At 41.0% G+C, this 12,739-nt stretch carries 10 protein-coding genes and 1 rRNA gene; 8 read left to right on the forward strand and 3 right to left on the reverse strand.

Annotated elements, in window-relative coordinates:
- The first annotated feature begins 87 nt into the window (after nucleotides 1-87).
- Nucleotides 88-204: ribosomal RNA gene (rrf, locus tag KCX82_RS22285) — 5S ribosomal RNA — on the forward strand.
- A gap of 994 nt (nucleotides 205-1,198) precedes the next feature.
- Nucleotides 1,199-1,957: a DeoR/GlpR family DNA-binding transcription regulator gene (locus KCX82_RS22290; RefSeq protein WP_227020641.1), complete on the forward strand. Its 759-nt coding sequence runs from the start codon at nucleotides 1,199-1,201 to the stop codon at nucleotides 1,955-1,957.
- A gap of 139 nt (nucleotides 1,958-2,096) precedes the next feature.
- Here the strand turns inward: KCX82_RS22290 and iolD are convergent, their stop codons facing one another.
- From iolD to KCX82_RS22305, 3 genes are read right to left on the reverse strand one after another with little or no spacing between them, the layout of a single operon-like run.
- Nucleotides 2,097-4,010 (reverse strand): 3D-(3,5/4)-trihydroxycyclohexane-1,2-dione acylhydrolase (decyclizing), encoded by a 1,914-nt coding sequence (gene iolD, locus KCX82_RS22295; protein WP_465250702.1) that lies wholly within the window; start codon nucleotides 4,008-4,010, stop codon nucleotides 2,097-2,099.
- 51 nt (nucleotides 4,011-4,061) lie between these two features.
- Nucleotides 4,062-5,084 carry a 5-dehydro-2-deoxygluconokinase gene (gene iolC / locus KCX82_RS22300; RefSeq protein ID WP_227020643.1) on the reverse strand — a complete coding sequence of 341 codons (1,023 nt, stop codon included), beginning with the start codon at nucleotides 5,082-5,084 and terminating at the stop codon, nucleotides 4,062-4,064.
- A gap of 12 nt (nucleotides 5,085-5,096) precedes the next feature.
- Complete coding sequence (locus KCX82_RS22305; protein ID WP_227020644.1) at nucleotides 5,097-5,930, reverse strand: ketose-bisphosphate aldolase; 834 nt, start codon at nucleotides 5,928-5,930, stop codon at nucleotides 5,097-5,099.
- A 253-nt stretch (nucleotides 5,931-6,183) separates the two neighbouring features.
- On the opposite strand from KCX82_RS22305, the gene KCX82_RS22310 reads away from it, so the two are divergent.
- From KCX82_RS22310 to KCX82_RS22335, 6 genes are all read left to right on the forward strand, one after another.
- The gene (locus KCX82_RS22310; RefSeq protein ID WP_227020645.1) at nucleotides 6,184-7,695 is read left to right on the forward strand and encodes a sugar ABC transporter ATP-binding protein; all 1,512 of its coding nucleotides are present in this window, start codon (nucleotides 6,184-6,186) and stop codon (nucleotides 7,693-7,695) included.
- A complete protein-coding gene (locus tag KCX82_RS22315) occupies nucleotides 7,692-8,666 on the forward strand; it encodes an ABC transporter permease (RefSeq protein WP_227020646.1) in 975 nt (324 codons plus the stop codon). The genes KCX82_RS22310 and KCX82_RS22315 overlap by 4 nt, the downstream gene beginning before the upstream one ends.
- Nucleotides 8,667-8,766: 100 nt before the next feature.
- Entirely contained in the window at nucleotides 8,767-9,720 is a 954-nt protein-coding gene (locus KCX82_RS22320; protein WP_227020647.1) for a sugar ABC transporter substrate-binding protein, read from the forward strand.
- A gap of 255 nt (nucleotides 9,721-9,975) precedes the next feature.
- Nucleotides 9,976-10,593, forward strand: a complete 618-nt coding sequence (tmk, locus tag KCX82_RS22325; RefSeq protein WP_227020648.1) for a dTMP kinase — start codon at nucleotides 9,976-9,978, stop codon at nucleotides 10,591-10,593.
- 50 nt (nucleotides 10,594-10,643) lie between these two features.
- On the forward strand, nucleotides 10,644-11,504 hold the full coding sequence (locus tag KCX82_RS22330; RefSeq protein WP_227020649.1) for a DNA polymerase III subunit: 861 nt from the start codon (nucleotides 10,644-10,646) through the stop codon (nucleotides 11,502-11,504).
- Between the two features lie 26 nt (nucleotides 11,505-11,530).
- Nucleotides 11,531-12,442: a PSP1 domain-containing protein gene (locus tag KCX82_RS22335; RefSeq protein WP_227020650.1), complete on the forward strand. Its 912-nt coding sequence runs from the start codon at nucleotides 11,531-11,533 to the stop codon at nucleotides 12,440-12,442.
- Nucleotides 12,443-12,739 lie beyond the last annotated feature (297 nt).

Raw genomic sequence — 12,739 nt, forward strand, 5'->3', positions numbered from 1 at the left:
TACTAATAGGTCGAACGCTTGACCAATGGTTTCAAGTAAGAATAGATATTTTGACATTGTTCGGTTTTGAGGGTACACACCTCAAGATCCGGTGACTATAGCAAGGAGGCTACACCTGTTCCCATCTCGAACACAGTAGTTAAGCTCCTTTGCGCCGATGATACTTGGCGGGCAGCTGCCTGGGAAAGTAGGACGTCGCCGGTTTAATAAAAAAATACACTCCAGTCTGGGGTGTATTTTTTTATACAATCAATGATTAGCTATCATCCGGTGACCAGCTTTGCGCCAAGTAATGATCTGTGGGCAGGTGCCTGTTTTACGCGACTTTAGTCGCAGTGTAAAACAGGACAGCAGCGTAGCGAAGCGAAGTCGGAGTGAGGCATGAAATGCCGAACGTTGCCTGTTTTACGCGACTTTAGTCGCAGTGTAAAACAGGACAGCAGCGTAGCGAAGCGAAGTCGGAGTGAGGCATGAAATGCCGAACGTTGCCTGTTTTACGCGACTTTAGTCGCAGTGTAAAACAGGACAGCAGCGTAGCGAAGCGAAGTCGGAGTGAGGCATGAAATGCCGAACGTTGCCTGTTTTACATGGCTTTAGCCATAGCGTAAAACAGGACAGCGAAGCGAGAGAAACGAGTGTAGGAGTGAGGCATGAAATGCCGAACGTTGCCTGTTTTACATGGCTTTAGCCATAGCGTAAAACAGGACAGCGAAGCGAGAGAAACGAGTGTAGGAGTGAGGCATGAAATGCCGAACGTTGCCTGGGAAAGTAGGACGTCGCCGGTTTTTCTATATGTCAGAGACAATCTTCCAGACAGATACTGTCTAAAGAGATATCAACCCGCCGAGCACAACTGCAGCTCAATTACAGAAGAAGAATCCTTGGTTTTTTTATTATAATAGGCCTGTCCAATCCACATACTAAAGCAAGGGATTTTAACGGTAGAAGGGCAAAATACGCATACAAGATGGCCAAGAAAATACTACATAGTGCTTATCCAAAGAATCAGGAAAAATCGTTTATAATCGATGGTAGGCAGCTAGAGAGGATAGAACAGCACTAGCTTGGGTAAAGCCAATAAAAAAATTGGATAAATCCTTGTAAAGTGATGGTTAATTTAATATATTATTTGATTTATGTGGATAAGTCCTATATAATACAAGTATAAATCATTTGATCATAGAAAAAGGAGTTCCAAATGAGGTCAAAGAGAATTAATGATATTGAAAATTACATCATAGAAAATAGAACGGTTACCCTGGATCAACTCTGTAAAGTATTTCAGGTTTCCAAAAATACTATCAGAAGAGATTTAAAAGAAATTATAGCCGAAGGAAATATCAAAAAAATCTATGGTGGTGTTACGGTAAAAACAAATAAGGAACTGCTGCCTTTCAGTGAAAGAAATATCAGCAACCTTGAAGCAAAGAAAAAAATAGCCTGTAAGGCCTCTGAACTTATTGAGGATGGCGATGTTATCTTTATCGATTCCGGTACAACTACCTGCCATATGATGGAGTATCTGAAGGAGAAAAAGAATCTTACCATTATAACGAACAATTTGGAAATTATAATTCGGGCAATTCCACATGAGAATATTAAAATCATCTCATTATCAGGAGAACTGGATAGAGAAACCCTTTCTTTCACCGGGGATAGTGCTACGGCAGTGCTCAATAATTATAATATTTCCAAGGCCTTTATGGCGTCTGCAGGCGTGTCTGTCGAAGGCGGCATAACAAATTCTTCTACGAAAGAGTATGAAATCAAATGCATGGCAGTACGACGAAGCAGAGATGTATACTTATTGGTAAGCAGGGAGAAATTCAATCACATAGCGATCATGACATATTGCGGGATGGATAGGCTTTCGGCTATTGTCTGCGATTATACCCCTCCGGTGGAAATCAGAGAGTTTTCCGATGAAAACGAAATAGACATTATCATCGCTGAGTAATAAAATAGCTATAAAAAATATGCATTGATGTTTAATATTATGGTATATAAAAAAATTGCACCCAACTAGTGAGGTGCAATTTTTTTATAGTATTGTTAATTGAAAGGGAGTTGCTAAATTAGATACAACGCATTTTATATTAGTATAGTCTGGCTTTCTTTAGATTTGCTTCTTTGCTTTCATAAGCAATTTTGATGCTGTCTTTTGCAGAAGTGCTTGCAATTCCACAATGCCACCAGGATTTATAGCCTTCTGTCATGGTTTTTGGAAGTACCTTAATATCAATCAATGTTGAAACGGTTTGCTTTTTAGCATCCTCTAAGGCAACTTTTAATTCTTCAAGTGTTTTTGCAGTGTAAGTTTTTACACCATAACCGGCAGCTGATTTTGCAAAGTCGATAGGCATCAGACCGCCGAGAAGCTGGTTGTCTTCATCACGATATCTGAATTCGGTAGCAAGGTTTCCAACACCGTTGGACATTTCCAGGTTATTGATACATCCAAAACCGCAGTTATCAAAGAGAAGAACATTGATTTTCTTGCCTTCCTGAAGAGAAGTAACAAGCTCGGTATGAAGCATAAGATAGCTTCCGTCTCCGGTCATCGCATATACTTCCTGATCCGGAGAAGCTAGCTTTGCACCAAGTGAAGCGGCTACTTCATATCCCATGCAGGAATAACCATATTCCATATGGTAGGAGTCTCTCTTATCGGTAGCCCACATTCTCTGAAGACAGCCTGGTAAGCTTCCGGAAGCACCTACAATGATAGCGTCTTTATCTATAGTCTCTCTTATGAGGCAAAGAGCAGATGTCTGTGTAATCGTACCTCCGGTTAAAGCGATAAATTCGTCGATACTCTTTGGTTCTCTTGACTCAACAATTGGCTTAAAGTTTTCATCGTATGCATATTCGGCAAACCACTTCATTTCCTTATCCCAGGCTGCTTTTGCTTCTTTGATTTCATTCTGATAAGCAGATTTGTATCCTTTTTCCTGCAACGCGGCAGTCAGGCCGATCAGTGTCGCTTTCGCATCGCCTACAGCCTTTATGCTGTCCACTTTGTAAGCCTGGAATCTGGAAGCATTGATGGAAATAAATTTTACATCCGGATTCTGGAACAGGGCTTTTGATCCGGTTGTAAAGTCGGAAAGTCTGGTTCCTACCGCAATGATCAAATCAGCTTTTTCAGCAATGGTATTTGCAGCCAGATTTCCGGTTACCCCCATACCTCCTAAACAATATGGAGAACTGGATTTGCAGGCACTTTTTCCGCCTTGTGTTTCTCCAAAAGGAATATTAAAGGTTTCGCAGAATTGTTCAAGAGTTTCTCCTGCTTCTGAATATCTTACACCGCCGCCGCAGATTACCATAGGATGCTTGCTGTTCATGATTGCTTGAATAACATCTTCCAATTCATCTGATACTGGGGTTGGTCTCGTTATTTTGTGTACTCTCTTCTTGAAGAAATAATCCGGATAATCAAAGCTTTCACCCTGTACATCCTGCGGAATTGCAACGCAAACCGCACCGGTTTCAGCCGGATCGGTGAGAACTCTCATGGCGTTGATCATGGCACTCATCAGTTGTTCAGGTCGGCTAACTCGATCCCAGTATTTACAAACCGGCTTAAAAGCATCATTTGTAGTAATAGTCATGCTGAATGGCTGTTCGATCTGCTGCAGTACAGGATCAGGCTGTCTTGTCGCAAAGGTATCGCCTGGAAGCAGCAGCAATGGAAGATTATTTACAGTTGCTGTAGCGGCAGCTGTTACCATATTCGCGGCGCCAGGTCCGATAGAGGAGGCACATGCGATAATCTTTCTTCTGTTATTTTGCTTGCCGAAGGCTGTGGCTACATGGGCCATGCCTTGCTCGTTTCTTCCCTGTAATACTTTCAACTGTCCGGGATCTTCGTCTAATGCCTGACCAAGTCCCAAAACAATACCGTGACCAAATATAGTAAAGATTCCCTCAACAAACTTGGTTTCAACACCGTCAAAACTTACATATTGGTTATCTAAAAATTTTACGAGGGCTTGCGCCATAGTCATTCTTTGAGTCGTCATCTCTTCTTCTTACCTTTCTTTCTAACATAATTTATTTTATTCTTCCGAAATAGCCACCATATCGCCAAATTCTTCTTTTGATTTAGCAATGAAGTTTTTTATAACATCAAGAGTGGGCATATCTTCCGAGCAAGCATGGCTTGCAACCAGAAGTGAAGCGGAAGCACTTCCCAGCTCAAGACACTCATGGATGTCCATCCCTTCCAGTAACCCGAACAGGAAAGCAGCTGCGTATCCGTCACCGCCTCCAAAGGATTTCAGAGCTTTTACCGGGAAAGGCTTGATGGAATATTTCTGACCGTCATTGGTATAGGCTGTGGAACCTTGTTTCCCATGTTTTATGACTACTATTTTTGCCCCCTGGGAATGCCAGTATTTTGCTGTCTCCATATCCGTTCGTCCTGGCTCTATCAGCCTTTCCGTCAGATCATATTCTTCTCTGGATCCTAGTATTATATCACTTTGTCTGGCGACTATGGAATAGTAGATCGAAATTTCATCCTTACTGCGCCAGTTATACTCTCTATAGTCTATATCGAAGATGACTGGGGTATTGGTCCTTTTTGCCAGTGATAATGCCCGCAGGGCAGCTTCTCTGGAAGGGCTTTCGGCAAGCGCCGTACCGGATATTAAAATCGCCTTGCTGTTTTTAATATAGGCTTCATCGATATCGGATACGTCGAGCTGCAGATCCGCAATATCATTACGATACATTAAAATACTGCTTTCATTTTCATTCAGTATCTCTGTAAATGTCAGGCCTAACTTTTCCCCGTTGGTGCATCTTCTGATGCGGGAAACATCAATTCCTTCATTCTCAAAGTAATTCACTACAAAATCACCAAAACGGTCATCAGACACTCTGGCAAAAAACCCTACTCTTTTTCCCAATCTGGCAATGCCTACTGCAATATTTGCAGGCGAGCCGCCAAGATATTTACGAAAGGTAGTGCTTTCTTCCAAGGTCTTAAAATAGTCAACCGGGTTGAAATCAATTGCGATTCTTCCCAGAAGAACAAGATCCATTGGCCTTTTTTTGTCAAAGTCGATATACTTCATCGTTACCCCTCCTTATTCATTAAAGATTAGAATGTGCTCCTTCACTTTATGATAAAAGCCCTCTATCATAGCTTCGTTTAAACCAAAGTAGTTTGGCTGCTGATTATGTTCAAAATAGCCTAGGGCTGATCGTGTTAAAGAATCGTAACAGGATGTTGCAATATTGACCTTTCGTATACCCAGACTAATCGCTTTTTTAAAATCGGAAGCAGTCAATCCGGTTCCTCCATGAAGAACAAGAGGAGTGTCAATTTGCATGCTGGTTTCTTGCAATATATCAAAACGTAAATCAGGTGCTACAGGATAATTGCCGTGAGCATTTCCAATTGCAATCGCAAGTGCGTCCAGTCCCGTCTCTGCAGCAAACGATACTGCATCTTCAGGTTTTGTATAACTTACGGCATGTTCAGTATTTCCTCCCTCACTGCCGCCAACGATTCCGATTTCGCCTTCTACAGCTGCCCCATATCGGGATGCCAGATGAATGACTTCTTTGGTTCTGTCAATATTCTCTTGCATCGGAAAATGGGATCCGTCAAACATTGCGGAAGTAAAGCCTAGTTCCAAAGCCTGTTTTATTTTATGGATATCCGTACCATGGTCAAAATGCACTGCAATCTCAACCTTTGCATTTTTAGCAGCTGCAACCATCATAGGACCCATTAATTCTAACGGGGAATGACTAAGACGCTTTTCTGCAATTTGCATGATAATGGGGCAATTTAAATCCTCGGCTGCCTTTATAGCTGCTATTATCATTTCCATGTTACCCACATTAAATGCGCCAACTGCTTTTTTTCCGAGTACAGCATTCCGGATTAGCTCTTTCATGTTGGCAATTGTCATGCAAACACCTCCTATTTATTGACGTTTATTGAAATTCACTGAAGTTGTTATATTTTAGTGTTGTTTGATTATGTTTTGAGTATATTTTAGCATGAAGTTAGATGCAAAACAATAGTTAATTTCTAAAACTAAAAGCGCATTGAATTCTTTATTTTACAGTGATAAAATATACCCAAGAATTAATCAAATTAAACAAAACAATCATAATAAATAAGAAATACAATTTAACTCATAGCTTAAGGGGTGAGGAAAGATGGAATACGTATTAGAAATGAATGATATCAGTAAATCCTTCTCCGGTGTTAAGGTATTGGACAAGGTTTCCTTGAAAATTAAACCGGGTGAAGTACATGCGCTGATGGGTGAAAACGGGGCAGGAAAGTCTACGTTAATGAAAATATTAATGGGTATTTATAAGTCCGATTCGGGCAGCATTCTTCTGAATGGAGAAGCAATCAATATTACAAGTCCCAAAGATGCTATTTCCAAGGGGATTTCCATGATTCATCAGGAACTGAACCCAGTTTTGGATATGGAAGTCTCAGAGAATATTTTCGTAGGAAGGGAATTGCTAAAAACTGGGTTTGAGAAGCTGAAAATTGTTGACAAATCGGCAATGAGAGAAGAGACTGCAAAGCTGTTTCAAAGCATGAACATAAGCATTAATCCGAAATCAATAACCAGAAGACTAAGTGTTGCCGAAATGCAGCTGGTTGAAATTGTAAAGGCGATTTCTTTGAAATCAAACATCATCATTATGGATGAACCTACTTCGGCTATTACGGAAAAAGAAGTGGATGTTTTGTTTACACAAATAGAGCAATTAAAAAATAAAGGGGTCGCTATCATTTACATTTCTCATAAAATGGATGAAATTTTTAAGATTGCAGACAGCATCACAGTACTGAGAGATGGAGTCCTTGCAGGTACAGGTGACAGTAAAGATTTTACCCGGGATAAATTAATATCCTTAATGGTAGGGAGAGAAATTAAAGAAGTCTACCCGAAAGAAAACGCCGAGATTAAAGAAACACTTTTGGAAATTCAGGATCTCTGCCGGGGAAAGCGTGTAAATCATGTTAGTTTTCAGCTTCACAGTGGTGAGGTTTTAGGAATTGCGGGTTTAGTCGGATCCGGTAGGAGCGAATTGGTTGAGACTATCTTCGGTATTCAGCCCGCTGTCAGCGGCAGAATTCTGGTAAAAGGAAAAGAGGTCCGAATCAAACATCCAAAGGAGGCCATCGCTCATAAAATGGCAATGATAACGGAGGACAGAAAACGTACCGGCCTGAACCTAAAATCAACAGTGGAACAGAATATTTCCCTTGTATCTATCCGTAAGCTCGCGAAATACGGCATCATAGACAAGAAGAAGGAGGGTACTGCTGCCGAACAATATATAGAGTCTTTAAAGATTAAAACCCATAGCAAAAAAACGCCGGTTATTTCACTGAGCGGTGGAAACCAGCAAAAGGTAGTACTTGCGAAGTGGTTATTGGATGAACCGGAAATTATCATATTTGATGAACCCACCAGAGGAATTGACGTAGGTGCAAAAAGAGACATTTATACCCTGATCGGGAAACTGGCTAAGCAGGGAAAAGGAATTCTTGTAATATCATCCGAAATGCCGGAGGTTATGGGAATCAGTGATCGAATCTTAGTCATGTCTGAGGGCACTATCGCAGGAGAGCTGAAACGAGACGAATTTACACAGGAAGCAATTATGAATTTTGCATCTGCAAGAGGAGGGAAAATTATATGAATGAAAGACTTGAGGGAAAAGGATTACGTTTAAGCGGAAGCTTTCGGGAATTTGGCATTTTAATCGCGTTTGCAGCAATCGTTGTTGTATTGATGATTATTTCTCCCGATGCTTTTGCAAGACCGGCCAATCTTATAGGAATAGTAAAACAGGCATCTATCAATGGTATTCTTGCTTGTGGAATGATGTTTGTCATCCTTTCTGACGGAATCGATTTGTCAGTAGGTTCCACCGTCGCATTGTCAGGTGTTATGGCTGCACATTTTGCACACCCGGATACCTATCCGCTGATTGTTCCCATTGTCATCGGTATCCTGGTAGGAGTAGCAGTTGGCTTACTGAATGGAATAGGGGTTGCATACGGCAGCATTCCTCCTTTTATCATTACTTTAGCAACTATGACAGCTGTTCGCGGAATCGCACTGATTGCCAGCGGAGGCTCTCCGGTTTACGGACTGTCTGATGCTTTTAAAGGAATTGCCAGCGGATTCATACCGGGAACAATCATTCCGATTTTGGCTGTTTATTTTCTCATTATCATTCTGGCAAGTGGATTTATCCTTACAAAAACAGTTTTTGGACGCCGGATTTACACCATTGGAGGTAATGATGTAGCAGCAAAGGTATCCGGAATTAATGTGAAAAGGATGAGACTGTCCGTTTATGCAATCTCCGGAACTTTGGCGGGCATAGCAGGCGTATTGCTGGCCTCCAGAACCATATCCGGTGCACCGACGGCAGGACAGGGTTATGAGCTGGATGCTATCGCAGCCGTTATTATCGGCGGAATCAGCATGTCCGGCGGTGCGGGAAAATGGTATGGAACTCTGATCGGTGCATTGCTTCTTGCAGTACTGGCAAACGGACTTGACATTTTAAATGTTTCTTCGAATTACCAAATGGTAATCAAGGGAGCCATTATTGCCATCGCAGTATTGGTGGACATCAGGGGGAAAGCCAGAAACGAATAGTTGATACTGTTATTCGTTATTAATTGTTTAAACTTTACAAAAAAGGATAAACAATATAATAAAATTAAAATTTTTAATTTTCATTGAGGAGGAGATTAAAATGAAAAAAAGTAAGTTTCTTGCAATCCTATTAGTAGTAGCAATGATGATTGCTGTTTTATCCGGATGTGCAGGAGAGGGAACTGGAACTACCGATGATGAATCGGAGGCTCCTACAAAATTCGCACTGTTTATGACACACATGTCCAACGCATTTACCATTGAGCTTTCCGATGCCGTTAAAGCGCAAGCTGAAGAACTGGGAGTAGAGCTTACTGTAAATGATGCCGGTCAGGATGTTGCAAAACAGATCAGTCAGATAGAAACAGCTGTAAACCAGGGAGTGGATGGAATCATCATTGAACCCGTATCCGTCGATGGAATTATCCCTGCCGTTCAAATGGCAAAAGAGGCTGGTGTTACTGTAGTGATTGTAAATCAGCAGATCAGCGATCCGTCTGCTGCTGACGCTTATGTCGGCGTTTCCAATGCTGACGGCGGAGAAATGGAAATGACAAAGGCTGCAGAGGATATCGGCGGTGAAGGCAATGTTGCGTTCCTGCTTGGACCAATGGGCTCTGATGCGCAGATAGGCAGATCAGAAGGTTACCAAAGAGTTCTGGATAAGAATGCCGGAATCAACAAGGTCTTTGAAAGCACTGCAGAATGGGATACGGCTAAAGCACTGAGCTTGGTTGAGAACTGGCTGCAGGCAGGAAAAAATATTAAAGCTATCGTTGCACAGAATGACGGAATGGCGCTTGGCGCTTTAAAAGCGGTTGAGGATGCAAATCTGCAGGATTCCATCAAAATTTATGGACTGGATGCGACTCCTGATGCTTTGGCAGCCGTAAAAGAGGGAAGATTAACTGCTACCGTATCTCAGAGTACAACTGCTCAGGGAACCGAGGCTATGAAGGCTTGTTATGCAATCGCAAATGGTGAAACGGTAGATTCAGAAATTTTAGTTGACTTTACATTAATCACAAAGGATAATGTAGATGATTTTCTCTAGACAATTTTAGAATCTACACGTAACTTTTCTAGTAAATATCGTATAAAATAATTAAAAACCCGTCGATTACGACGGGTTTTTGTGTTATACTTAACATTGGTATTTCAGCGGAGCAGGGAGGATGCTGATATGATGATTCTAAAAATTATTTTCGTGGCATTGCTATGTGTGCCTTTACTATATATGTCGATTATTTTAATGGGAAAACTTTTTGACGAATTCACCAAAAAATCAAAGTAGGAGAGATAATAATTTATGAGTAAGGGTTTATTTATAACCTTTGAAGGACCGGATGGTTCCGGAAAAACAACGCAGATCGAAATGCTGAAGAAGTTTCTGGCGGAAAAGGGATATGAAGCTATTTTAACGAGAGAACCGGGCGGTACGGCCATCAGTGAAAAAATAAGAGAAATTATTCTTGATAAAAACAATATGGAAATGGATTATCGTACGGAAGCACTTTTATATGCAGCTTCAAGAGCCCAGCATGTTGCGGAGGTAATCAAGCCGGCGGTTGAATCCGGAAAAACAGTGATTTGTGATCGTTTTATGGATTCCAGTATTGTATATCAGGGATTTGGAAGAAAACTCGGAGATGACGTAAGGATCATCAATGAGTTTGCAGTTCAAGGGATCCTGCCGGATATCACCTTTCTGCTGAAAGTCGACCCCGAAATTGGAAAGCATAGAATTAAAGCAGAAGAGCAGGACAGACTAGAATTAGAAAAGCTGGAATATCACATGGAAGTTTTCCAGGCTTATCAGAATCTGGAAAAGCAGAATCCGAACAGAATTATTGGAATTGATGCTTCAGGTACAATTCATGAAATCAGTGAAAAAATAAAAGCACATATGGAAAGAATCATATTGTAAGTATTCTTCATTCATATAGATAAACAATTTGGGATAAAACAGGAGAGTGTATGTCGTTAAGAGAAATTCAAGGAAATGAGAAAGTCATTGAAAGGCTGTGCCAGTCTTTAAACAGCGGAAACATTTCTCATGCCTACATCTTTGAAGGCGATGCCGGTATTGACAAGTTCAGTCTTGCTGAAAATTTTGTAAAGGCTCTTCTTTGCAGCGGCGAATCGGATGACAGCTGTGAAGTTTGCCCTTCCTGTAATAAGATAAACCATGGCAATCACGAGGATGTGATTTTACTGAAAGCGGAAGGCAGCAGCATCAAAGATGAATCCATTGAAGAGCTGCAGAGTCGGCTGAAGAAAAAACCTTATGTCGGAGATCGAACCATTGTTATTATGCAGGATGCGGATACGATGACTGTAAGAGCGCAGAACAGACTGCTCAAGACTCTGGAAGAGCCCTTTCCGGGCACTGTCATGATTCTTCTTTCCGATAATTTGGAAAATTTAGCGCAGACAATCTTATCAAGATGCGTCATTTATAAACTGAAACCTTACGATTCCCCCAATTATGAAGACATTATGGAAGCAACTGCAGAAGTAGGGGAATTACTGCTAAAAAATAAACCTTTTTACATTGTTTCTAAAAAAGTTATGGAGATGTCGTCAACAAGGGAGGCAGCAGCGGTATTCCTGGATCTTCTGGAACGCTGGTTCAGGGACCTGGCGCTATGTAAATATGATAGAAATATTGTGACCCTTTCGCAGCTAAAGGAGGATCTACTGAAAAAAAGCAGGCTTTACCCAGAAACTGATATCCATAAGGCCATCGCCTGCATTGAAGAGGCTAAAAATGACCTGAATAGAAATTTTAATATCAGTTATACCTTAAAAAGTATGATTTTGAAGATATCAGCATAAAAAATCTTCGCAGGAGGAGAGAAAGTATGGTAAGAGTAGCGGGCGTTCGATTTAAGAGAGCCGGAAAGATATATTATTTTGACCCTGACAATCTCGAAGTTGAGCAGGGTACCAATGTTATCGTAGAAACTGCACGAGGCATGGAGTTTGGTACGGTCACCACCGGGATAAAAGAAGTACCGGAAAGTGAAATTGTACCTCCCCTAAAGAAAATTGTCAGAATTGCAGATGAAAATGATATCACACAGCACAAAGAAAATGTACGTAAAAAACAACGTGCACTGGAGCTTTGTCAGGAAAAAGTAGATAAACACGAGTTGGAAATGAAGCTCATCGATGTGGAATACACCTTCGATAACAGTAAAATCATTTTTTACTTTACTGCAGATGGAAGAGTGGATTTCAGAGAACTGGTAAAGGATCTGGCTGGAGTATTTAAAATGAGAATCGAGCTTCGCCAGATCGGTGTACGTGATGAGGCCAAGATGGTAGGAGGTATCGGCACCTGCGGCAAAGCGTTGTGCTGCCATACCTGGCTGCCGGAATTTGAACCAGTATCCATCAAGATGGCCAAAATACAGAATTTATCATTAAATCCAACTAAAATTTCAGGGATTTGCGGCAGATTGATGTGCTGCCTGAAGTACGAAAATGACATCTACTATGAGCTCCGAAAAGGAATGCCCGAAGTAGGAGAACGTATCAAAACCGATGACGGCATCGGAATCGTCACGGAAACAAATATTCTGGAAAACAGAATCAAGGTTCGTTTGGTGCTGGATGAAAAAACCCAGGACAAGCCGGAAAAGCTTAGTACGGATTTCTACACCTATAAAAAGCAGCAGATCACCCGTCTGGATACAAGAGAATCAAAAGATATTCTGGAAGATATTGATGCAGCCCTGCTTGATGAGATTAAGGATTTGCTCAAAGAATAATATTTATTAGTTAGTCAAATTTCATTTATTAGTATTTAAACCGAATCATTCAACTGCCAGATCGAAGTAGTTGAGTTTTGACAAGCCAAAGGTCTGACTTTGTATCACGAAAATACTCACAGGTTTCTAATGATATGGTCTCGATTCGTTATTTTTAACCCCAAAAACAAACGGTATCCCTAATCGGTGTTTTTGGGTTATAGCAAAACTTGAATGCCATCATTAAAAATAACATTATCTTCATCCTATATCATTGACGAAACCTGTTCGGATATTTTCTTAAATCCAAAGTTCAGC

It is taken from the genome of Sinanaerobacter chloroacetimidivorans, from assembly GCF_018128545.1.
Classification (GTDB): domain Bacteria; phylum Bacillota; class Clostridia; order Peptostreptococcales; family Anaerovoracaceae; genus Sinanaerobacter; species Sinanaerobacter chloroacetimidivorans.

What these genes read in the sequence shown, in the direction of transcription:
- KCX82_RS22290 (WP_227020641.1), top strand. Translation starts at nt 1,199, where the DNA reads ATGAGGTCAAAGAGAATTAATGATATTGAAAATTACATCATAGAAAAT.
- iolD (WP_465250702.1), bottom strand. Translation starts at nt 4,010, where the DNA reads ATGACTATGGCGCAAGCCCTCGTAAAATTTTTAGATAACCAATATGTA.
- iolC (WP_227020643.1), bottom strand. Translation starts at nt 5,084, where the DNA reads ATGAAGTATATCGACTTTGACAAAAAAAGGCCAATGGATCTTGTTCTT.
- KCX82_RS22305 (WP_227020644.1), bottom strand. Translation starts at nt 5,930, where the DNA reads ATGACAATTGCCAACATGAAAGAGCTAATCCGGAATGCTGTACTCGGA.
- KCX82_RS22310 (WP_227020645.1), top strand. Translation starts at nt 6,184, where the DNA reads ATGGAATACGTATTAGAAATGAATGATATCAGTAAATCCTTCTCCGGT.
- KCX82_RS22315 (WP_227020646.1), top strand. Translation starts at nt 7,692, where the DNA reads ATGAATGAAAGACTTGAGGGAAAAGGATTACGTTTAAGCGGAAGCTTT.
- KCX82_RS22320 (WP_227020647.1), top strand. Translation starts at nt 8,767, where the DNA reads ATGAAAAAAAGTAAGTTTCTTGCAATCCTATTAGTAGTAGCAATGATG.
- tmk (WP_227020648.1), top strand. Translation starts at nt 9,976, where the DNA reads ATGAGTAAGGGTTTATTTATAACCTTTGAAGGACCGGATGGTTCCGGA.
- KCX82_RS22330 (WP_227020649.1), top strand. Translation starts at nt 10,644, where the DNA reads ATGTCGTTAAGAGAAATTCAAGGAAATGAGAAAGTCATTGAAAGGCTG.
- KCX82_RS22335 (WP_227020650.1), top strand. Translation starts at nt 11,531, where the DNA reads ATGGTAAGAGTAGCGGGCGTTCGATTTAAGAGAGCCGGAAAGATATAT.